Origin of the sequence: Mesorhizobium atlanticum, from assembly GCF_003289965.1 — a bacterium.
In the GTDB taxonomy this organism is placed as follows: domain Bacteria; phylum Pseudomonadota; class Alphaproteobacteria; order Rhizobiales; family Rhizobiaceae; genus Mesorhizobium; species Mesorhizobium atlanticum.
In genome coordinates, this window is the sequence record NZ_QMBQ01000003.1 from 447,212 (window position 1) to 467,092 (window position 19,881).

Annotated in this window: 18 protein-coding genes; 10 read left to right on the plus strand and 8 right to left on the minus strand. The window is 65.1% G+C overall.

Translation table 11 applies throughout. From position 1 onward, the window contains the following. Nucleotides 1-35: 35 nt before the first annotated feature. Together DPM35_RS11855 and DPM35_RS11860 are read right to left on the minus strand one after the other, a co-directional pair. Nucleotides 36-317 (minus strand): acyl carrier protein, encoded by a 282-nt coding sequence (locus DPM35_RS11855; protein WP_040981809.1) that lies wholly within the window; start codon nt 315-317, stop codon nt 36-38. A 224-nt stretch (nt 318-541) separates the two neighbouring features. Next, the gene (locus DPM35_RS11860) at nt 542-1,090 is read right to left on the minus strand and encodes a histidine phosphatase family protein (protein ID WP_112127453.1); all 549 of its coding nucleotides are present in this window, start codon (nt 1,088-1,090) and stop codon (nt 542-544) included. Nucleotides 1,091-1,254: 164 nt separating this feature from the next. Here DPM35_RS11860 and DPM35_RS11865 point away from each other — a divergent pair, with 164 nt between their 5' ends. The 3 genes from DPM35_RS11865 (at nt 1,255) to DPM35_RS11875 (ending at nt 5,086) form a co-directional block, all read left to right on the plus strand. Beyond that, on the plus strand, nt 1,255-2,205 hold the full coding sequence (locus DPM35_RS11865) for an AEC family transporter (protein ID WP_112127454.1): 951 nt from the start codon (nt 1,255-1,257) through the stop codon (nt 2,203-2,205). 179 nt (nt 2,206-2,384) lie between these two features. Continuing rightward, nucleotides 2,385-3,842, plus strand: coding sequence for an NAD-dependent succinate-semialdehyde dehydrogenase (locus DPM35_RS11870; protein ID WP_112127455.1), 1,458 nt, complete (start codon nt 2,385-2,387; stop codon nt 3,840-3,842). A gap of 218 nt (nt 3,843-4,060) precedes the next feature. Then, the gene (locus tag DPM35_RS11875; protein ID WP_112127456.1) at nt 4,061-5,086 is read left to right on the plus strand and encodes an aldose epimerase family protein; all 1,026 of its coding nucleotides are present in this window, start codon (nt 4,061-4,063) and stop codon (nt 5,084-5,086) included. 45 nt (nt 5,087-5,131) lie between these two features. On the opposite strand, the gene DPM35_RS11880 is transcribed toward DPM35_RS11875, so the two are convergent. After that, on the minus strand, nt 5,132-6,052 hold the full coding sequence (locus DPM35_RS11880) for a sugar kinase (RefSeq protein ID WP_112127457.1): 921 nt from the start codon (nt 6,050-6,052) through the stop codon (nt 5,132-5,134). A 157-nt stretch (nt 6,053-6,209) separates the two neighbouring features. Here DPM35_RS11880 and DPM35_RS11885 point away from each other — a divergent pair, with 157 nt between their 5' ends. Beyond that, on the plus strand, nt 6,210-6,653 hold the full coding sequence (locus tag DPM35_RS11885; protein ID WP_112127458.1) for a FixH family protein: 444 nt from the start codon (nt 6,210-6,212) through the stop codon (nt 6,651-6,653). 7 nt (nt 6,654-6,660) lie between these two features. Beyond that, complete coding sequence (locus DPM35_RS11890; RefSeq protein WP_112127459.1) at nt 6,661-7,869, plus strand: cytochrome-c peroxidase; 1,209 nt, start codon at nt 6,661-6,663, stop codon at nt 7,867-7,869. Here DPM35_RS11890 and DPM35_RS11895 read toward each other — a convergent pair whose 3' ends face one another. Continuing rightward, nucleotides 7,870-8,322: an Lrp/AsnC family transcriptional regulator gene (locus tag DPM35_RS11895; RefSeq protein ID WP_112127795.1), complete on the minus strand. Its 453-nt coding sequence runs from the start codon at nt 8,320-8,322 to the stop codon at nt 7,870-7,872. A 164-nt stretch (nt 8,323-8,486) separates the two neighbouring features. Here DPM35_RS11895 and putA point away from each other — a divergent pair, with 164 nt between their 5' ends. Next, complete coding sequence (putA, locus tag DPM35_RS11900; RefSeq protein ID WP_112127460.1) at nt 8,487-12,095, plus strand: bifunctional proline dehydrogenase/L-glutamate gamma-semialdehyde dehydrogenase PutA; 3,609 nt, start codon at nt 8,487-8,489, stop codon at nt 12,093-12,095. Between the two features lie 35 nt (nt 12,096-12,130). On the opposite strand, the gene hmuQ is transcribed toward putA, so the two are convergent. The 4 genes from hmuQ to DPM35_RS11920 form a co-directional block, all read right to left on the minus strand. Next, entirely contained in the window at nt 12,131-12,445 is a 315-nt protein-coding gene (hmuQ, locus tag DPM35_RS11905; protein WP_112127461.1) for a heme-degrading protein HmuQ, read from the minus strand. 144 nt (nt 12,446-12,589) lie between these two features. After that, nucleotides 12,590-13,687, minus strand: coding sequence for a TonB family protein (locus DPM35_RS11910; RefSeq protein ID WP_245431506.1), 1,098 nt, complete (start codon nt 13,685-13,687; stop codon nt 12,590-12,592). Nucleotides 13,688-13,693: 6 nt separating this feature from the next. Then, entirely contained in the window at nt 13,694-14,146 is a 453-nt protein-coding gene (locus DPM35_RS11915) for a hypothetical protein (RefSeq protein WP_112127462.1), read from the minus strand. Between the two features lie 3 nt (nt 14,147-14,149). Beyond that, nucleotides 14,150-16,348, minus strand: coding sequence for a TonB-dependent hemoglobin/transferrin/lactoferrin family receptor (locus tag DPM35_RS11920; RefSeq protein WP_112127463.1), 2,199 nt, complete (start codon nt 16,346-16,348; stop codon nt 14,150-14,152). A 200-nt stretch (nt 16,349-16,548) separates the two neighbouring features. Between DPM35_RS11920 and hemP the strand changes: the two genes are divergently transcribed. From hemP to DPM35_RS11940, 4 genes are read left to right on the plus strand one after another with little or no spacing between them, the layout of a single operon-like run. Beyond that, the gene (hemP, locus tag DPM35_RS11925) at nt 16,549-16,755 is read left to right on the plus strand and encodes a hemin uptake protein HemP (protein ID WP_040981784.1); all 207 of its coding nucleotides are present in this window, start codon (nt 16,549-16,551) and stop codon (nt 16,753-16,755) included. Between the two features lie 49 nt (nt 16,756-16,804). Then, nucleotides 16,805-17,866, plus strand: coding sequence for a hemin-degrading factor (locus DPM35_RS11930; RefSeq protein WP_112127464.1), 1,062 nt, complete (start codon nt 16,805-16,807; stop codon nt 17,864-17,866). A gap of 12 nt (nt 17,867-17,878) precedes the next feature. After that, nucleotides 17,879-18,772, plus strand: a complete 894-nt coding sequence (locus tag DPM35_RS11935; protein ID WP_112127465.1) for a heme/hemin ABC transporter substrate-binding protein — start codon at nt 17,879-17,881, stop codon at nt 18,770-18,772. 6 nt (nt 18,773-18,778) lie between these two features. Next, nucleotides 18,779-19,876, plus strand: a complete 1,098-nt coding sequence (locus DPM35_RS11940; RefSeq protein WP_112127466.1) for a FecCD family ABC transporter permease — start codon at nt 18,779-18,781, stop codon at nt 19,874-19,876. Nucleotides 19,877-19,881: the final 5 nt, after the last annotated feature.

Below are 19,881 nucleotides of genomic sequence, written 5' to 3' on the forward strand. Positions count from 1 at the left end.
GCAGGCTGGGCGCGTCAAGACCGCGCCCGAGCGCCTCAGGCGTTCTTGGCCGCGACCAGCGCGTCGATCTTGGCGCAGAGGTTCTTCATGACGAAGTAGTCGTCGGTCGAAGCCTTGCCGTCGTTGACCTCCTGCGTCCACTTCTCCAGCGGCACTTTGATGCCGAATTCCTTGTCGATGGCAAAGACGATGTCGAGGAAATCGAGGCTGTCGATGCCGAGATCGTCGATCGTGTGGCTCTCGGGCGTGATGGTGTCGATATCGATCTCGCTGGTGTCGGCAATGATCTTGGCGACTTTCTCGAACGTGGTGGACAAGGGCTCTTCCTTCGGGTTGCGGGCGGAATCTGTCCGCATCTTGTTTGGGCGCTGTCTAATCGGTTTTTCCCGGCAGGAAAAGGCCTGATGCGCTGGGGGCAGATGGGGCGCCGGCTTTGGGAACGCAATTCAAAAGCAATACGCCGGTCTTCCTGAATCGCGTTCGCGGTCGCCGCCGGTTGCATTTCTGCAACAAATGCCCCTTGAAAATGGATAACCGGCCGTCAGAAAGTCACGCGTCCCAGCACCTTGAGGCCGTCGCCGTCCGGCGCCACGACCACGGCCTCGCCCTCGCGCGGCGCCACGCCGGTAAGCGCTTCGATGTTTTCGAGATGCGTGACCAGCACCAGATTGTCGGAGCCTGAATAGCCGCGGATCTCCTTCATGATTGCGGCGATCTGCGCGGCTTTCTCGCCAGGGTCGGTTTTCAGCAGATCGAGCGGCGCGAAAGGTTGCGGCTCGGATTCGAAGGCGATGCGGGCAGTGTCGAGGCAGCGGCAGTAGCGGCTGGAAAGTACGTGATCGATGGGTGCTGCGCGCGCCGCGAACAGCGCGCCGATGCGGCTCGCCTCCTGCTTGCCGCGCTCCGACAGGTTAAGCTGGGTCGCGCAATTGCCAATGTCGAAATTCGCCGGGTCGGTTGCACCGGTGACGAAGGCGTGGCGAAGCAGCACGACATGGCCGCCGTCGCGCAGCAGCGCCCAGCCGGCGTCGGTCGCATGGGCAAGGTTCGGAACAGCCAGGAGAAAAAGCGCCAGAACAAGTCGCAGCATCGAAAGTCCCTTATGGCGACCCGGGCGGGCCACGGCCGTGATTGGCATATAGGGACCGCAAAGCCGTCCGGAAAACAAGCAGAGGCGCCGGAGACAGGAGCGTCGCGCCGATTGCACCGCGGTCGGGGCTCGCCTATCACGGGAAAAATGTTTTCGCCCGTAAAATGACTCCGCTCACCGAAACCGTCCTCTTCGTCTTCAGCCTCGTGGCGCTCGGCTATCTGGCCGGGCTGACCGGTTATCTGAGGCCGGCGAGCGGAGAGGGCATCTCCGAATTCGCGGTCAACGTGGCGATGCCGCTGCTTCTGTTCCAAACCATGGTCAAGTCGGATTTCCACGGCGTCACGCCGTGGCCGCTGTGGGGCGCTTATTTCGCCGCCGTCGCCATCACCTGGGCCGCGGGCCATCTGGTGACGACAAGGCTGTTCGGACGGGATGCCCGCGCGGGCATCGTCGGCGGCGTGTCTTCGGCCTATTCCAATGTCGTGCTGCTCGGCGCGCCTTTCATCCTCGGCGTGTTCGGCGCCAGCGGCTTCGAGGTACTGTCGCTGCTGGTGTCGGTCCACCTGCCGATCATGATGATGGCCTCGATCGTGCTGTTCGAGATGTTCGGACGCGGCAGCGGCGAGACGGTCCACCCGCTGCGTGTGATCAAAAGCTTTCTCAGGCGGCTGTTCATCAACCCGCTGATCATCGGCATCCTGGCGGGGCTGGCCTCGCGCATCACCGGCGCGCCGCTGCCGGACCTTGTCGAACGACTCGTCGACACGCTCGCCGCCACGGCCGGCCCGGTGGCTCTCTTCGCCATGGGGCTCAGCCTGCGCCGCTTCGGCATCTCCGGCAATATCCGGCCGGCGCTGGCACTGTCGGGGCTGAAGCTGTTCCTGATGCCGGCGCTGGTGCTGGCCTTCGTCTGGTTGCTTGGCCTGCCGCCGCTGACGGCAAAGGTCGCGGTGGTTGTTGCAGCACTCCCTTCGGGTATCAATTCCTACCTGATCGCCGTCCAGTTCAACACCGGCCAGGCGCTGGCCTCGAACCAGATGACGCTTGCCACCGCAAGCGCGGTGGTAACCACGGCGTTCTGGCTGACGGTGGTCGTGCATATTTTCGGATAGGCGTCAGAAAGCTGATACGCGGCTCGCTTTCCCTGGCCCAACCCCTATATGCCATCTTGTGATTGCTTGCCCGCCTTTCCCTCGGTAAGAGCAATGCGCCGGCGTGCGGCTCTTGAAGCACGCTTCAACGGATATTCAGAAAAAGCGGCGCGATCAGCGCGCCGAACGGAGGCCAGACCATGCTTCAGAAAACCAGCCATTTCATGCGCCAGGCCAATCTCATCAATGGCGAATGGGTTCAGGCCGACAGCGGCCAGACCATCGACGTCAACAATCCGGCGACGGGTTTGAAGATCGGCACCGTGCCGAAGGCCGGCAAGGCCGAGACCCGCCGCGCCATCGAGGCCGCCGAGGAGGCCTTCAAGAGCTGGCGCAAGACCACCGCGCTCGAGCGCTCGAAGCTGCTGCGCAAGCTGCATGACGCGATGATGGACAATCAGGACGTGCTGGCCGAGCTGCTGACCATCGAGCAGGGCAAGTCGCTCGCCGAATCCAAGGGCGAGATCGGCTCGGCCGCGAGCTACATCCTGTGGTTCGCCGAGGAAGGCCGCCGCGTCTATGGCGACATCGTACCGTCGCCATGGGGCGACCGCCGCATCCTGGTGACCAAGGAGCCGGTCGGCGTCATCGCCGCCATCACGCCGTGGAACTTCCCGTCCTCGATGCTCGCCCGCAAGATCGGCCCGGCCTTGGCCGCCGGCTGCACCGCGGTGGTGAAGCCTGCCTCGCAGACCCCTTATTCGGGCCTCGCCTGGGGTGCGCTCGTCGAGGAAGTCGGGTTCCCGAAGGGCGTCGTCAACGTCGTTACCGGTTCGGCAGGCGAGATTGGCGACGAACTCTGCACCAATCCGCTGGTCAAGAAGATCACTTTCACCGGTTCGACCGAAATCGGCAAGCTGCTGATCCAGAAGTCCGCCACGACGGTCAAGAAGGTGTCGATGGAACTCGGCGGCAACGCGCCGTTCCTGGTCTTCGACGACGCCGATGTCGACCGCGCGGTGGCCGGCGCCATCACTGCGAAGTACCGCAATTCCGGCCAGACCTGCGTGTGCACCAACCGCTTCCTCGTCCAGGCAGGCATCTATGACCAGTTCGTCGAGAAGCTCGCCGCCGCCAGCAACAACCTCAAGGTCGGCTCGGGCCTCGAGGAAGGCGTGCAGCAGGGACCGCTGATCGACGAGAGGGCGGTCGAAAAGGTCGAGGAATTCATCGCCGACGCGACGTCCAAGGGCGGCAAGGTCGTCGCCGGCGGCAAGCGCCATGCGCTGGGCGGCTCGTTCTTCCAGCCGACGGTGATCTCCGGCGCCACGCCGAACATGCGCTTCATGAAGGAAGAGATCTTTGGGCCGATCGCGCCCGTGTTCAAGTTCGAGACCGAGGAAGAGGCGGTGGCCTTGGCCAATGACACCGAGTTCGGCCTCGCCGCTTATTTCTACACCGGCAATCTCGGCCGCGCCTTCCGGGTCATGGAAGGCCTGAAATACGGCATGGTCGGCGTCAACGAAGGCCTGATCACCACACCCGAGGCGCCGTTCGGCGGCGTCAAGGAATCGGGTCTCGGCCGCGAAGGCGGGCATCAGGGTATCGAGGACTATCTCGACACCAAATATGCCTGCTTCGGCGGCCTCGGGCTCTGATATCGATCCCTGGACAGGGCAGGCGCTTAGAGCAGTTCACCGTTTCAGGAAGCGGTGAACTGCTCCAGCGCTTTGTTTTGACGCAATTCGGACGGAGGGCTACGGCAAAGTCGCCGAGCCTGACCGCCGCGCACTTTTCCTGGAATTGCTTATGCCTGCCCTTGCCGGATGATGCGTGGCCGGCCTAAATCCAGGGATCGGGCAATGATGTTTCGGGCATGGCGATGAAAGACGGCGAGGTCTTCGGCACGACGCAGGCGGGCGAGGCCGTGCGCCGGTTCACGATCCGGGGAGGCGGGCTCACCGCCAACATCATAGGGCTCGGGGCGATCGTCCAGGACCTGCGTCTTTCCGGCCACGACGCGCCGCTGGTGCTGGGCTACGACCGCTTCGAACCTTACGAGACCGACGGCGCCTTCTTCGGTGCAGTCGTCGGCCGCTTCGCCAACCGCATTGGCGGCGGCCGCTTCACGATCGCCGGCAACCGCTACCAGACGGAGCGGAATTTTCTCGGCAAGCACACCCTGCATGGCGGCTCGGAAGGCTATTTCCACCGGCCATGGACTGTCTCGCTGCATGGCCGTGATTTCGTGACGCTGACGCTGCACGATCCGGACGGCGCGATGGGTTTTCCAGGCGCGCTCGACGTCACCTGCACGTACCGGCTGAAGATCCCCGGCACGCTCAGCATGGAGCTGACCGCGACTTGCGAGGAGCCGACGCTCTGCAATCTGGCGCAGCACTCCTATTTCAATCTCGACGATGGCGGCGCCGGCGACATCCTCGACCACCGGCTGATGCTCAACGCCGGCGCCTACACGCCCGTCGATGACGAGATGATCCCGACCGGCGTGGTGAAGCCGGTCGACGGCACGCCTTTCGATTTCCGGCAGGCGCGGGCGCTGCGCATGGAAATGGAAGGCGAGCAGCTTCGCTACGACCTGAATTACTGCCTCGCCTCCAGCCGCGGGCCGCTGCACCAGGCGGCATGGGTGCAAGGCGCCAGTTCCGGCGTCGAGATGGAAGTCTGGACCACCGAGCCCGGCCTGCAACTTTATAGCGGCCAGTATGTCGCGCCGACGTCGCCGGGCCTCGGCGGCCGCCGCTACAAGGCGTTTTCGGGTCTCTGCCTGGAAGCGCAGACCTGGCCGGACGCGCCGAACCGGCCCTATTTCCCGCAAGCCACCCTGTGGCCCGGGCAGATCTATCATCAGGTGACTGAATACCGGTTCCGGTTGCCTTAAGGTTTTTCGGTATTGAAGTAATGTGTGCTAAAGCTTCGACGGCGCTCAACTGTCGAAGGCAGCTTTCAACGTCTCGAATGGAGCAAGCGCGCCGCGAACCTGGACAACCGCGGCGGCGACTTTGTGCGCGCGGCGAGCCGCGTTGGCGGGTGCATGGCCGGCAAGCCGGGCGGCAAGATAGCCGCCGTTGAAAGAGTCCCCGGCGCCGGTGGTGTCGACCGGCGTGGCGACGGGAACCGCGTCGATGGTTTGTGAAGCGCCGCTCACGGCAATCAAGGCCGGCTGCTCGCCATTCTTGACGATCACCTCGCCGGTCAGTTTACCGAGACGCTTGGCTGTGATCTCCGGTGTCTCGTCGCCGAACAGCATCTGCTCGTCCGGGAAGGTCGGCAGCGCGATGTCGGCCACGGCAAGCGCATCCAGGATCGCGGTCTGGGCTGCCTCGCGGCTTGGCCACAGGCGCGGGCGGTAGTTCGGATCGAAGGCGACGAGCGAACCCGCCGCGCGGGCTGCCGCGATAGCCGTCAGCAAGGTCTTCCGTGCGGCCTCGTCCAGAATTGCCAGGGTGATTCCGGAAAAATAGACAAGCGCCTGGTTTTCAAGGCTTTTCGCCAATGCTTCCGGATCGGAGGCGAGCTGGCGCGCGGCCGCATCGCTTCGCCAGTAGGTGAAGGCGCGTTCGGCTCCGGTGAGCGTGATGGCGTAAAGGCCGGGGCGCGCGCCGGTAATGACCGGACTGTTGCCGATGCCGATGCCGTTCCGGCCGAAGAAGGCGATCTGGTCGCGCGAGAAGGGGTCGTCGCCAAAGGCCGAGACATAGATCGCCGGCCGATCCGGGCTCAGCGCATGCAACGCCCAGAGCGTGTTGAAGGTATCGCCGGCAAAGCCCATGCGCCAATTGGCGCCGGCCTGTCCCGACAGTTCGATCATGCACTCGCCGATCGACGCGATTCCGTTGGCGGCCATGGGAGCTTATCCTTCTTAAGGTCTTGTTGCTGTAGCTTTTTGCGGCCGGCAGCGCCATGCTTGGCGAAGGCTGAATTTTGCGCCAGAAGCGATTTCCCACAGGCAGGGCGGGACGCGATGCGCGGCCCGCGACGTTAGCAGCCGAAGAGGAACGGGTTTGGCATCGATATGGCGTTACATCCTTGCGGGTCTCGGTCTGGCCGCGTTGCTGGTCGGCATCGTGGCCGCCGTCTACCTGATGCTGCCGCAACCGGCGCCTGCTCCAGACATTTCGCGCTCGAAAAGCACGGCGAACGGTCTGTTCGTGGCGAGCTTCGAGCCGGAGCGCGGCGTCATCCGGCAGGGCGAGCTGCAGTCCTGGCTGCTGACGCTCAAGACCGCCGCCGGCGCGCCGGTGGAGGGCGCGGCCATCACTGTTTCCGGCGGCATGCCGCAGCACGATCACGGCCTGCCGACCAGCCCGCAGGCGACAGATTATCTGGGCGATGGGCGCTACCGCATCGACGGTATAAAATTCACCATGAGCGGCTGGTGGCAATTGCGCTTCGCCATCTCGGCGGCGGTGGGTTCCGATTCCGTCGTCTTCAATATCGTGTTGTGAGCGGGCGATGAGGCGTCTGACGAGCGTTGCATGCCTCTTGGCTTTGGCTGCTCTCGCCTTGCTGGGCGGCTGCGGCGAGCCGCAGTTCAACGACGCCGAGAAGAAGACCATCGCATCACTGGCGCTGAACACGCTGCCGTCATTGAAACCCGACACCACGAACCAGTATGCGGATGCGCCGGCGGCCGCCGCGCTCGGCTCGACACTGTTCTTCGATGTCGGCATGAGCCGTGACGGCACGGTGTCCTGCTCGACCTGCCACAAGATCGACCGGCAGTTCCAGGACGACCTGCCGCAGGCGGTCGGCGTCGGCCGCACCAACCGCCGCACCATGCCGCTGGCGGGCGTGGCGCGCAATCCGTGGTTCTTCTGGGACGGGCGACGCGACAGCCTGTGGGCGCAGGCGCTGACGCCGCTGGAAAACCCGCTGGAGCAGGCCGGAAACCGGGCTGCTTTCGCGCATTACATCGAGAAGCGGTTCGGCGAGCGCTATGAGCGCATTTTTGGGCCGCTGCCCGACCTTTCCACCGTGCCGGCCAATGCCAGCCCGCTCGGCACCGACGCCGAGAAGGCGGCGTGGAACGCGATGTCCGCCGCTCAGCAAGATGACGTCAACCGCGTCTATGCCAATATCGGCAAGGCGATCGCCGCCTTCGAGCGCTCGATCGAACCTCAGCAGACGCGCTTCGACCGCTTCGCCATCGATCTCGCGACCGGCGCCAAACCCGAAGGGGACGCGGCTTTCTCGCCGGAAGAGATCCTCGGGCTGAAACTGTTCATCGGCAAGGCCAATTGCGTGTCCTGCCACAACGGTCCGCGCTTCACCGACAACGCCTTCCACAACACCGGTGTGCCGCCCGCCGACGGCCTGCCGCCGGACCGCGGGCGGGTCGATGCGGTGGCGCAGGTCCAGGCCGACCCGTTCAACTGCTTCGGCAAGTTCCGCGACGGCGACGAAAGCGCCTGCCGCGAGCTGCGCTTCATGGTCAAGGACGGTCCGCAAATCATGCGCGCCTACAAGACGCCGTCGCTCAGGGGCGCGGCGGACCGCCCGCCTTACATGCATGCCGGGCAGTTCGCGACGCTCGATGAAGTGATGGCGCATTATTCGAAGGCGCCGCCCAGCGTTGAAGGCGGATCGGAAGTGCACCCCCTCGACCTGTCCGAACGCGAGCGGGCGGCCTTGGTGGCGTTCGTCAAGACGCTATCCGACTAGCTATCTGTCCTTCACCGTCTCCATCGCCACAAAGGTGGACGTCTGGGCGACATGAGGCAGGGCCGAGATGCGCTCGCCGAGCACACGGCGATAGGCGGCGATGTCGGTGGTGCGAACCTTCAGCAGATAGTCGAAGCTCGATGCCATCATGTGGCATTGCTCGATCTCCGGCACTCCCTGCACCGCGCGGTTGAAGGCGTCGAGCGCCGCCGAGCGCGTGTCCGACAGCTTCACCTGGACGAAGGCGACATGGCCTTCGCCCATGCGCTCGCGATCGATGATGGCGCGGTAGCCTCTTATGTAGCCGTCCTTCTCAAGCCGCTTCACGCGCGCCTGCACCGGCGTCTTCGACAGGCCGACCTTGCCGGCCAGCTCCGACATCGAAAGCCGGCCATCGCGCCCAAGCGCGGAGAGGATGTTACGGTCGATGCGGTCCAATTGGTCTTCGATCATCGGTTTGGCAGTCATAATGATGGGGGTTTGGCCCTTATGATAGTTCATTTGACCTATTTTGTCGATTTCTTTGGACCGACAGAAATATGGAGCTGTGCTAGCTTGCGCCATTCGGTCCGGTGGCCGCCGGACTGTTCGCTCACGCTCGCTTTCATGGACCCGATATGTCGCTCGACGCCATCCGCCAGCAGATCCGCGCCAATTATTTGCCCGACGAAGACGAGGCGGTGAAGCGCCTGTCGGCGGCGGCGGGCTTGTCAGCCGAGGAGCGCAAGGCGATCTCGGTCCGCGCCGCCGATCTGGTGCGCGCGGTGCGCGGCTCGACCGATCCCAGGCTGATGGAGGTTTTCCTCTCGGCCTACGGCCTGTCGACCAAGGAAGGCGTGGCGTTGATGTGCCTGGCCGAGGCGCTGCTGCGCGTGCCCGACACCGAGACGATGGACGATCTCATCGCCGACAAGATCGCGCCGCATGACTGGTCGGCGCATTCGGGCGGTTCCAGCTCGATCTTCGTCAACGCCTCGACCTGGGCGCTGATGCTGACCGGCCGCGTGCTCGACGAAGGCGAGGGCGGCATCGAAGGCACGCTGCGCGCCATGGTGCGCAGGCTGGGCGAGCCGGTGATCCGCAAGGCGGTCGCCGCGGCGATGCGCGAGATGGGCGAACAGTTCGTGCTCGGCCGCACCATCGCCGAGGCCGTCAAGCGCGGCCGGCCGATGACGCAGAAAGGCTACCTCTATTCCTTCGACATGCTGGGCGAGGCGGCCCGCACCGAGGCCGATGCGCTGCGTTACCACCGCGCCTATGCGGATGCGATCTCGTCGCTGGATGCCGGGTCGAACGGCCCCGACATCCGCTACAATCACGGCATTTCGGTCAAGCTCTCGGCGCTGCATCCGCGCTACGAGGTGGCGCAGCGCGAGACCATGCTGCCGGTCATGGCCGAGCGGCTTCTGTCGCTGGCGCTTGCCGCCCGGCATTCGCGCATGGGCCTCAACATCGATGCCGAGGAGGCCGACCGCCTCGACCTGTCGCTCGACGTTATCGAACGCGTGCTGGCGGAACCGGAGCTTGCCGGCTGGGACGGTTTCGGCGTTGTCGTACAAGCCTATGGCCCGCGCGCGGCCTTCGCCATCGACTGGCTCTACGCGCTGGCGAAGAAATACGACCGCCGGATCATGGTGCGGCTGGTCAAGGGCGCCTACTGGGACACGGAGATCAAGCGGGCGCAGGCGCTTGGGCTGTCCGGCTATCCGGTCTTTACCCGCAAGGCCAACACCGACGTTTCCTATCTGGCCTGCGCGAAGAAGCTTTTGTCGATGACCGACCGCATCTATCCGCAGTTTGCCACGCACAACGCGCACACGGTTGCGGCGATCCTGTCGATGGCGAAGGACCGCGACAGCTTCGAGTTCCAGCGCCTGCACGGCATGGGCGAGGCGCTGCATGAAACCGTGCGGCAGGCCGAAGGCACGCGCTGCCGCATCTATGCGCCCGTCGGCGCGCATTCCGACCTGCTTGCCTATCTGGTCCGGCGTCTGCTGGAAAACGGCGCCAACTCCTCCTTCGTCCATCAGTTGACCGACGAGGAAGTCGAGCCCGAGGAGATCGCACGCGACCCGCTCGCGGTGGTCGAGACGCAAGGGCCGGCGGCCAATCCGGCGATCGCGCGCCCAGCCGCGATCTTCGGCGCCGGACGCCGCAACTCGAAAGGCTTCGACATCACCGATCCGGTGACGCTCGCGGCCGTCGACAAGGCGAGGGCGGAATTTGCCGGGCCGGATCGCTGGCACGCCAAGCCGGTCACGCGCGCCGCCGGCTACGGCAAGCAGCGCCAGATCGTCAATCCGGCCAAGCCGGACGAGGTGGTCGGCACCGTGCATGAGGCGGCGGCCAAGCAGGTGGCGACCGCGGTGCGCATCGCCGTCGACGCGCAGCCCGCCTGGGCGAAGCGCCCGGTTGCCGAGCGCGCCGCGATCCTCAACCGCGCCGCCGACCTCTACGAGGCCAATGCGGCCGAGTTCTTCGCTCTCGCCACCCGCGAGGCCGGCAAATCGCTGGCCGACGGCGTTGCGGAAGTGCGCGAGGCCGTCGACTTCCTGCGCTATTACGCGGCCGAGGCGGCCAATGCCGAGGCAGGCACCGAAGCGCGCGGCGCGATCGTCTGCATCTCGCCGTGGAACTTCCCGCTGGCGATCTTCACCGGCCAGATCGCCGCGGCGCTGGTCACCGGCAATTCGGTGATCGCCAAGCCCGCTGAGCAGACGCCGCTGATCGCCTTCCGCGCCGTCGAGATGCTGCGTGAGGCCGGCGTGCCGGAGGATGTCATCCAGCTTCTGCCGGGCGACGGGCCCTCGGTCGGCGCGCCGCTCACCGCCGATCCGCGCATCGCGGGTGTGTGCTTCACCGGCTCGACCGAGGTGGCAAAACTGATCGAGAAGCAACTGGCCGAGACCGCCGCGCCCGACGCGATGCTGATCGCCGAGACCGGCGGCTTGAATGCGATGATCGTCGACTCGACCGCGCTGCCGGAGCAGGCGGTGCGCGACATCCTCGCTTCCGCCTTCCAGAGCGCCGGACAGCGCTGCTCGGCATTGCGCGTGCTCTACGTCCAAAAGGATGTCGAGAAGAAGATGCTGGAGATGCTGAAGGGCGCGATGGAAGCGCTCAACATCGGCAATCCCTGGGCCATCTCGACCGATGTCGGGCCTGTCATCGACGACGAGGCGCAGGCTTCGATCAGTGACTATTGCAAGAAGAAGGGGCTGGAAGGCCGGCTGATCGCGAAATTGGAAGCGCCGGCCACCGGCCGTTTCGTCGCGCCGCATGTCTTCCGCGTCAAAGGCATCGAGGAGATGGAGCGCGAGGTGTTCGGCCCGGTGCTGCACGTCGCGAGCTTCGATGCCGACGAGATCGACCAGGTGATCGCCGCCATCAACCGCAAGGGCTACGGCCTCACCTTCGGCCTGCACACGCGTATCGAGGGCCGCGTCCAGCATTTCGTCGATGGCATCCATGCCGGCAACATCTATGTCAACCGCAACCAGATCGGCGCCGTGGTCGGCTCACAGCCCTTCGGCGGCGAGGGGCTGTCGGGCACCGGCCCGAAGGCAGGCGGACCGCATTACCTGCGGCGTTTCCGCAAGGGGCCGGAGGCCGGCACGGAAGTTGCCGACGGCCACAAGGTGACCGCGACCGAGCTTGCCGACAATCTGCCGGATCCGACGCTGGGCGGCTGGTCGACGCGGCCGGATCGCGTGGCGATCCTGCGCAAGCATCTGCGCGGCAAGGGTGCCGCGGCAATCGCCGCGGCTGCCAGCCTCGATTTCGGCCAGGTCGACCTGCCCGGGCCGACCGGCGAGGCCAACACTTTGTCGCTGGCTCCGCGCGGCCGGGTGCTTTGCCTCGGTCCGGATACCGAGACGCTGCTTGCCCAGACGATCCAGGCCCTCGCGGCTGGCAATGCGGTGCTGGCGGTGGCGCCAGGGGCGCCGGCGGCGCTGTCGGCGCTGACCGGCAAGGGCCTGCCGCTGGCCGCGATCGACGGCCGGCCCGACCCCGTCGAGGCGCGTTCGCTGCGCGTCGATGTCGTCGCCTTCTCCGGCACGCCGGAAGCGGCACGCATCGTGCGCAAGGTGATCGCCGACCGCGCCGGACCCATCGTGCCGCTGGTCAGCGAGGTGCTGAACCCGGCTGCTTACGCGCATGAGCGCGCGGTGTGCGTCGATACGACGGCAGCAGGCGGTAATGCCAGCTTGCTGGCAGCCGCTTAGGCGCAGGGTAAAAACGATCTACTCGAAGGCGCGTATCAGGCGCCTTCGACGACCGAAAAACCCTCGAACTGCGGATGGCCGAGATAGTGCACCTTAGAGCCGCCCGCGTTGCGGTGGGCGGCACGGAAATTCTCGGACTTCGTCCAGGCGACGAAATCCTCCTGGCTTGCCCAGACCGTGTGCGAGGCAAACAGCGTATAGCCCTCGGTCTCGTTGACCGGGCCGCGCAGCAAATGGAATTCCTTGAAGCCTTTCATTTCCGAGAGGCTGGAATCGCGGTTCTTCCAGACGTCCTCGAATGCCTGCTCGGAGCCGTTCTGGACCTTGAAGCGGTTCATGGCGATGTACATTGGCTTCCTTTCGAAACGGATGAATTCTGAGGTCAGACGATGGTTCTAATGCCTGGCGAAGGCCTCTATGTTTTTTTGAAAATGATCTTTTCCGAAAACCGGATTCCACTTTTTGCTACGCTGACCTTCGGTTCGGGATCATTTTCAGAACGGGCCGACCCGCGCTCTGAACACCCAACTTGACCTTCCGGTCTCTGGCGGGATGGGAGGGAATGGAGCTTGCTGGCGAACCAGCTTCAAGGCGAATTGATCGAGCTCGTCGGAGCCTGAACTTTCGGCGAGCTGCAGGTCGCCGATGCTACCGTCGGCCATGACCACGAACACCACCCTGGCGTTGTTGCGGGCCTTCGCCTGGACCGATTTCGAAACGCGGCGGTTGGCGCGGGCAAGCTTCTTTTGAATTTCGCCGCTGTAGCGGGATTCCAGGGCATTGCCGGCGGCGGCCTTAACCTTGCCCTTGCTGGCGACGGCCGGCGCGTCGCGTGCATCGCCATCTGCTGTTTCAGTGCCGCGCGTTTCAATGGGTTGGCCTGACCCGGCCGATCCGGCTGCTGTGCTCGACGCGGCGGCCGGGGCTGACGTCTGCTCGGGCTCCGCGGGAGGCGCTTCGGCGCTTTGCGGCTCGATCGCAGGCGCCGATTCGCCGGCCATGGGCACACTCTGATCGTCTTGGCGCGCCGTGGCGGCCGTCAGGATGTCGGGCGTGGAGGCGGGCTCCTGGGCGGCCTCAGCCGGAGGCCGGGGCGTTACAGGTTGGCTGGCCGATTGTGGCGCTTCGGTCGGCGGAGTGGGCCGGACTGCCTGGCGTTTCACAGGCTTCGGATCCGCCACCAAGGTTACATCCACCGCGCCGGACGTCGCGTCATTCAGGGCGCTGCCCTGGGCCTCGGCGCCTGACTGGTCACTGCCCTCGGCCTGGATCGCGTCCATGGAGTCGAAGGTTCCGGCGGGCGCGATGAAAAACGCTGCCGCGGCGGCGGCATGGAGCAGGCCGGAGACGACAATCGCCACCGGCCATTTGCGGTCTTGCGCCGACCGCCGATCCTGCGCGAGCGGCTCGGCCGGCGGGATCGCCGGTTCGCTGTCGGCGTGGGGGAGGGTGTCGATGTCCTGCATGGCTCGCGAGGAGACCTGCGGCAAGCGACCCGGCATTGTCAAATCAAGATCGGTTGCCGCAAGCAGCACCAAGCCTATGCCGGCCGGGACTTGTGCAAACGCGTTGCGTGCCAGTTCGAAGCCCACAGCTTGTCAGGTCCCGAAAGCGATGGCGGTCCTGGTCGAGATCTTCAACGCGCGCATGCAGGCCGCGGGCTCGACGCCACTGCCGGCGCATGCGGTCGTGCTGTTGATCAGCACGCGGCCGAGCTTGCTGCAGTCGGCGCCGGCAAGGTCGAAGCGGGTGACCCTCGTCTTGCCGTCGGGCAGGTCCTTGAAATCTAGCATGGTGAGCCGGTCGACGACGCCGGCCTCATTGAACAACGCGATCTCGAACGCGACCTTCGACAGGTCGGCGCCGAGCGCGTTGTTGACGACGAAGGTCAGCCGGCAGCCTTTCTCCGAAGGCTGCGCGGCATTGAGCTCGAGACTGAGAGCCGGAGCTGAGGCAGCGGCCGGCGCGGACTGGGTCCACGCCGGCGCCAGGCAGAGCGGCGTCGCCAGCGCCGAGGTCAAGAGGCGAAGCGGTGTCGTCGAGCTTTTCATCCCTTAGCCTCCGAACCGCATGGTTGCCGCGAGCTTCAGCGTGACGCCGGGTTCGTAGAGGACGGCTGTCGTGCTGCCGTTGAGCGCGTTGGTGTATTTGACGTCGAACAGGTTGTCGGCGCGGAAGTCGAGCTTGAGATTGTCCGTCGCCTGATAGCTGGCGAAGGCATTGACCAGCGTGAAATCCTTAGCCACCGGATTGCCTTTCGGCTTGCCGTTGTACTGCACTTCGCCGCCGACGGTCAGCTTGTCCTCGAGGAAGCGTAGGCCGAGCTGCGCCGTCACCTGCGAGGAGGGAATGGTGGCAAGGTCGGCGCGCTCGCCTTCATAGGAGATGGTGTGGCCGTTAGTGATGGAGGCTGACAGGCCGGCATAGCCCCAGCCCGCGTCATAGACGCTTTCCAGCTCGAAGCCGTTGATCTTGGCCTTGGCGAAGTTCTGGTACTGGAAGCAGATCGGAATGCCCGGGCCGAACGGGCAGCCGCTGGTCGGATCGAAGGGCGAGAGCGTCACGCCGGCGATATAGTCGTCGACATTGTTGTTGAAATAGGCGGCCTTGAGCCGCAGCGCGTCGCCCGCCTCGATGATGTCGTTCTGCTTGTAGTTGATGCCGAACTCGACGGTCTTGCCGGTCTCGGGCTTCAGGTTCGGGTTGGGCAGGAACGGGAAGGTGACGCCGGCCGGATGGTTGCCGCTGATCAGCGTCTCGGTCAGCGAGGGCGAGCGATAGCCCTCCGCGTAGGTCCCATAGAATTGCAGACCGGCCGGGCCGACGCTTTCAAAGGGTGAGATGCCGACGGTGATGCGCGGCGACACCCGGTCGCCGGAGGTCTCGTTCGTGTCGTCCTTCAGGCTGTAATTGTCGTAGCGCAGGCCGCCAATGACCTCGAGCCATTCCCAGGTCAGCTTGTCCTGAATGTAGGCGCCGGAGACGTTGCGCTTGCCCGACGGCGTGTAGAAGCTGTCGCCGCCGGCGCTGCCGCCGGTATCGACATCGTCGCCGACCCAGTCGCCGCCATAGGTCAGCTCATGCGCGACGCTCGCCGTCTCGAAGCGCGAGGTGTTCCAGATGTCGATGCCGGTCGTGCCGACATCGAAGGTGGACAGCGAGCCGGCTGGCAGCACCACGGGCAGGCCAGTCGTCGGATCGAAGCGGTTCTGCGCGGTAAGCGTCGTCAGGTCGAGCAAGGTCTTGTTGTAGGAGGCGTTGATGTGGAGGTCGAGCCAGCTCTTGGCGTCGTCGGTGATCTTGTAGCGCGCGGTGAAGGTGTTCGACTTCAGATCGACATCGTTGGCCGGCACGCTGCCGCTGGTCTCGGTCCAGCCGTCCTTGGAGCCGACCCAACCGAGCTTGATCTCGCTGTTTTCGGTCGGGCGGATCGAGGTCTTGAGCAGGCCGCTCAGCACATCGAAGCCGGTGCCGGCAACGGTGTCGCCGCCGCCGTTCTTGTAGTCGCCATAGTCGCGGTAGACGAAGTTCCCGAGAACATCCCAACTGTCGTTGATCTTGTAGGCGCCGGTGGCGCTGGTGGTCCAGCCCTTGCCGTTGCTCTCATAGCGTCCGGTCAGCGAGCCGGCCCATGTCTCCTCCGGCTTGAGGAAATCGGCTGCGTCCTTGGTGTCGAAGAAGACGACGCCGCCGATGGCGCCGGAGCCGTAGGTGTTGGCGACCGGACCGCGGATGACGTCGACCGACTTGATGAGCTCGGGATCGACATAGAAGGTCGACTGTGTGCCGTGGTCGGAGCGTTGGAAATCCTGCCTTGCGCCGTCGACAATCACCGCGACGCGGCCGAAATCCTGCAGGCCGCGGATGTTGATGCTGGAGCTGACGCGGCGCGCGTCGGCCTGCACGGCAACACCTGGCACGCCGAGCAGCATTTCATTCGGCGTCGTCGCCATGCGACGGTCGAGCTGTTCCTGGTCGACATGGCTGGCTGAGGCCAGCGACTGGATCGCCGTCTCGCCGGTGCGGCTGATGACGAGAATCTTGTCGAGCAGGGTGGTGTCGCCGGACGCTTTCTCATCGGCTTTCTTCTTCTGGTCAACCTGTGCGGCCTGCTGCGCCTTTGCCGCCGGCGCGCCAAGTGCAATCGCAGCCGCCCCAGCCATCAAGATGGCAATGCCGCTTGCCATCGATCGGATGCCCGGACCCGCATTATTGCCCGCCAGGCCCGTCCGTCCCCAAGTCACCAACCCCATGCCCCAACTCCAGATTTTCAGGCTCGTAGCTGGCTGGCCAGGGCTCGCTCGCATTTTTGATCAAGTCCGGCGTCTTAAATGTTGACTCATTTAGTCCGGTAATGCACTGACTAGTAAACATGATTACTTTAGTCAAGAATTGAATCGGCATTTTATGAGGCTGCGGCCGAGGTGGCCGTAAGAGAAAAGGGACCGACCCGATGAACACGCACAATCCCAACGATTTCCGCTATCGCGTTCGCCGCCCGGAAGACACGCAGATGCGTTACGAACGGGTGCCGTTGGCGGTGAGGACGCTCTCCAGCAACACGCTGTTCCAGGGCGAGCATGAGATCGGCATCGAGCATCATGGTGCGCTCTACCGCCTGAAGATCACCCGCCAGGGCAAGCTGATCCTCAACAAGTGACCGCGATCGGCGGGCGATAGACGAACATCAGGCAATACAGGTGAACGACATGGACCAGCGCGTTAAGCCGTCGCCGAAGGAAATCCGGCGGGCGCGGGAAGAAAATCCGAAAATGCGGGAGCGCGATCTTTCGGCGCAATTGGGAATTTCGGAAGCGGAGCTGGTCGCGGCGCAATGCGGCATCAGCGCGGTGCGTGTCGAGCCGCGCGTCAACCACCTTTTGACCGGCCTCGAGGCGGTCGGCGAGGTGATGGCGCTGACCCGCAACGAAAGCGCCGTGCATGAAAAGATCGGCGTCTACGACAAGGTCGTCACCGGCAACCACAACGCCATGGTACTCGGCGAGAACATCGATCTGCGCATCTTCCCGAAGGTCTGGGCGCATGGCTTCGCCGTCGAGAAGCGCGACGATGGCGAGATCCGCCGCAGCCTGCAGTTCTTCGACGCGGCGGGCGAGGCGGTGCATAAGGTGCATCTGCGGCCGGCATCGAACCTCTATGCCTACCAGAAACTGGTGGCGAGCCTCGAATCGTCGAACCAGGAACCGATCGTCGCCATCCTCCCAGGCGCCGCGGAAGGAGAGGGCGAGGGGCAGGCTTCGGTGGCCTCGATCGACGATCTGCGCGACCGCTGGAGCCGGCTCACCGACGTGCATCAGTTCATCGGCATGCTGAAGACGCTGAAGCTCAGCCGCCGCGAGGCGGTGCGCATGGTGGGCCAGGACTATGCCTGGCTGCTCGACAACAGCGCCGTCAACGCCATGTTCCACCACGCCGCTGCAGGCGGGATGCCGATCATGTGCTTCGTGGGCAATCGCGGTTGCATCCAGATCCATTCCGGCCCGATCAAGTCCGTCAAGCCGATGGGCTCGTGGATCAACGTGCTCGACGAGACTTTCCATCTGCATCTGAGGACCGACCACATCCACGAGGTCTGGGCGGTGCGCAAGCCCACCAAGGACGGTCATGTCACCTCGCTGGAGGCCTATGACGCGAATGGCGGCATGATCATCCAGTTCTTCGGCAAGCGCCTTGAAGGCGAAGGTGAGCGCGAGGACTGGCGGTTCCTGGCCGAGAACCTGCCCCGCATCCCCAGCCCGTCTGCCGCATGAGGTAGCCCCCAAATGCGCTTTGTTCCCAATTTCCGCGCGGCGCTTGCGCCGATGCTCGGCGTCCTGCTCGCCGTCGCCACCCAACCAGCCAGGGCGGGAGAAGGGACGACCGTCTTTTCGGACACCTCGCGGATCGCCTCCATAGGCGGATCGATCACCGAGATCGTCTACGCGCTCGGCGAAGAAGGCCGTCTCGTCGCCCGCGATTCGACGAGCAACTATCCGGAGGCGGCGGCGAAGCTGCCGGATGTCGGTTACATGCGTGCGCTGTCGCCCGAGGGCGTCCTGTCGGTCAACCCGACCGGAATCCTGGCGCTACAGGGCAGCGGGCCGAAGGAAGCGGTCGACGTGCTGAAGAAGTCGAGCGTGCCCTTCATCGAGGTGCCCGACCGCTACAATCATGAGGGCATCCTCGAAAAGATCCGCGTCGTCGGCAAGGCGCTGGGCGTCGAAGCCAAGGCCGAGAAGCTGGCTATCGAGACGGACGGGAAGCTGACGGCGGCGGAAAAGCAGACGGCCGCGATCAAGGATCGCAAGCGCGTGCTGTTCGTGCTGTCGACGCAAGGCGGCAAGATCCTTGCCGCGGGCAGCGACACCGCGGCGGACGGCATCATCAGGCTTGCCGGCGCGGTCAACGCGGTTGAGGGCTTTTCCGGCTACAAGGGGATGACCGACGAGGCGATCGTCAGCGCCAGGCCGGATGTCATCCTGACGATGAAGGGCGGCGGACCGCCGATCTCGGAAAATGAGCTGTTCGCCAACGCGGCGATCGCTTCGACACCGGCAGGCACGAACCGCAAGATGATCAGCATGTGGGGCGGCTATCTGCTCGGCTTCGGCCCACGCACTGCCGAAGCGATCCACGATCTTGCCGTCGCGTTCTACGACAATCAGGCCGCGGACTGAGCGGCGATGTCCGAACAATCCATTGCCGGCGCGGGTAGCGCGATGACGGTCGATGGCGACCGCTCGGCGCGGGCAAGGGCCGTCATCGTGCTTTTGTGCCTGGCGCTGGTCCTTTCCGTGTTCCTGTCGCTGACGTCGGGCGCTTCCGATGCGTCCGCCGTCCGCGTCATCCGCGACTGGGTCACCGGCGCCATGCCAGTGGATGCGGCGCTTGCGGCGCGCGACCGGCTGATCGTCTATGACATCCGCATGCCGCGCGTGCTGCTCGGCGTGCTGATCGGCGCCGCGCTGGCGGTCTGCGGCGCGGTGATGCAGGGCCTGTTCCGCAATCCGCTTGCCGACCCCGGCCTGATCGGCGTTTCCGCCGGCTCCAGCCTCGGCGCTGTGGCGATCATCGTGCTCGGCACCACATGGCTTGCGCCCGTCACGCTTGCGTTCGGCACGCTCGCTTTGCCGCTCGCGGCATTCTTTGGCGGGCTCGCGGTGACGTTGCTGCTCTATGCCATCGCCACGCGCCAGCGACGGACGTCGGTCGCCACGATGCTGCTTGCCGGCATCGCCATCAGCGCCCTTGCCATGGCGCTAACGGGCGTCCTGATCTTCATGGCCGACGACCGGCAGCTGCGCGACCTGACCTTCTGGCAACTCGGCTCGCTGGCCGGCGCGACATGGCCGAAGATCGGCACCGTCGGGCCGGTGATCATCCTGGCGCTGGCGGCGATGCCGTTCCTGTCGCGCGGCCTCAACGCGCTGGCGCTCGGCGAGGCGACCGCCGGCCATCTCGGCATCCCGGTGCAGCGGCTGAAATACACGGCCATTGTCGGGGTCTCGGCGGCGATCGGCGCTTCGGTCGCGGTCAGCGGCGGCATTGGCTTCATCGGCATCGTGGTGCCGCATGTCCTGCGGCTCGCGATCGGGCCGGACAACCGCTATCTGCTGCCGGCCTCGGCGTTGCTCGGCGCTTCGCTGCTGCTCATCGCTGACGCGGTCGCGCGCACCATCGTCGCGCCGGCCGAACTGCCGATCGGCATCGTCACCGCGGTCGCCGGCGCGCCGTTCTTCCTGTGGATCCTGCTGCGCAAGCGCGGCGTCATTGATTTGTGAGGCCG

Bases quoted from the DNA above. Each gene is read 5' to 3' on its own strand.
- DPM35_RS11860 (WP_112127453.1), bottom strand. From the start codon at position 1,090: ATGCTGCGACTTGTTCTGGCGCTTTTTCTCCTGGCTGTTCCGAACCTT.
- DPM35_RS11865 (WP_112127454.1), top strand. From the start codon at position 1,255: ATGACTCCGCTCACCGAAACCGTCCTCTTCGTCTTCAGCCTCGTGGCG.
- DPM35_RS11870 (WP_112127455.1), top strand. From the start codon at position 2,385: ATGCTTCAGAAAACCAGCCATTTCATGCGCCAGGCCAATCTCATCAAT.
- DPM35_RS11875 (WP_112127456.1), top strand. From the start codon at position 4,061: ATGGCGATGAAAGACGGCGAGGTCTTCGGCACGACGCAGGCGGGCGAG.
- DPM35_RS11880 (WP_112127457.1), bottom strand. From the start codon at position 6,052: ATGGCCGCCAACGGAATCGCGTCGATCGGCGAGTGCATGATCGAACTG.
- DPM35_RS11890 (WP_112127459.1), top strand. From the start codon at position 6,661: ATGAGGCGTCTGACGAGCGTTGCATGCCTCTTGGCTTTGGCTGCTCTC.
- DPM35_RS11895 (WP_112127795.1), bottom strand. From the start codon at position 8,322: ATGATCGAAGACCAATTGGACCGCATCGACCGTAACATCCTCTCCGCG.
- putA (WP_112127460.1), top strand. From the start codon at position 8,487: ATGTCGCTCGACGCCATCCGCCAGCAGATCCGCGCCAATTATTTGCCC.
- hmuQ (WP_112127461.1), bottom strand. From the start codon at position 12,445: ATGTACATCGCCATGAACCGCTTCAAGGTCCAGAACGGCTCCGAGCAG.
- DPM35_RS11915 (WP_112127462.1), bottom strand. From the start codon at position 14,146: ATGAAAAGCTCGACGACACCGCTTCGCCTCTTGACCTCGGCGCTGGCG.
- DPM35_RS11920 (WP_112127463.1), bottom strand. From the start codon at position 16,348: ATGGGGTTGGTGACTTGGGGACGGACGGGCCTGGCGGGCAATAATGCG.
- hemP (WP_040981784.1), top strand. From the start codon at position 16,549: ATGAACACGCACAATCCCAACGATTTCCGCTATCGCGTTCGCCGCCCG.
- DPM35_RS11930 (WP_112127464.1), top strand. From the start codon at position 16,805: ATGGACCAGCGCGTTAAGCCGTCGCCGAAGGAAATCCGGCGGGCGCGG.
- DPM35_RS11935 (WP_112127465.1), top strand. From the start codon at position 17,879: ATGCGCTTTGTTCCCAATTTCCGCGCGGCGCTTGCGCCGATGCTCGGC.
- DPM35_RS11940 (WP_112127466.1), top strand. From the start codon at position 18,779: ATGTCCGAACAATCCATTGCCGGCGCGGGTAGCGCGATGACGGTCGAT.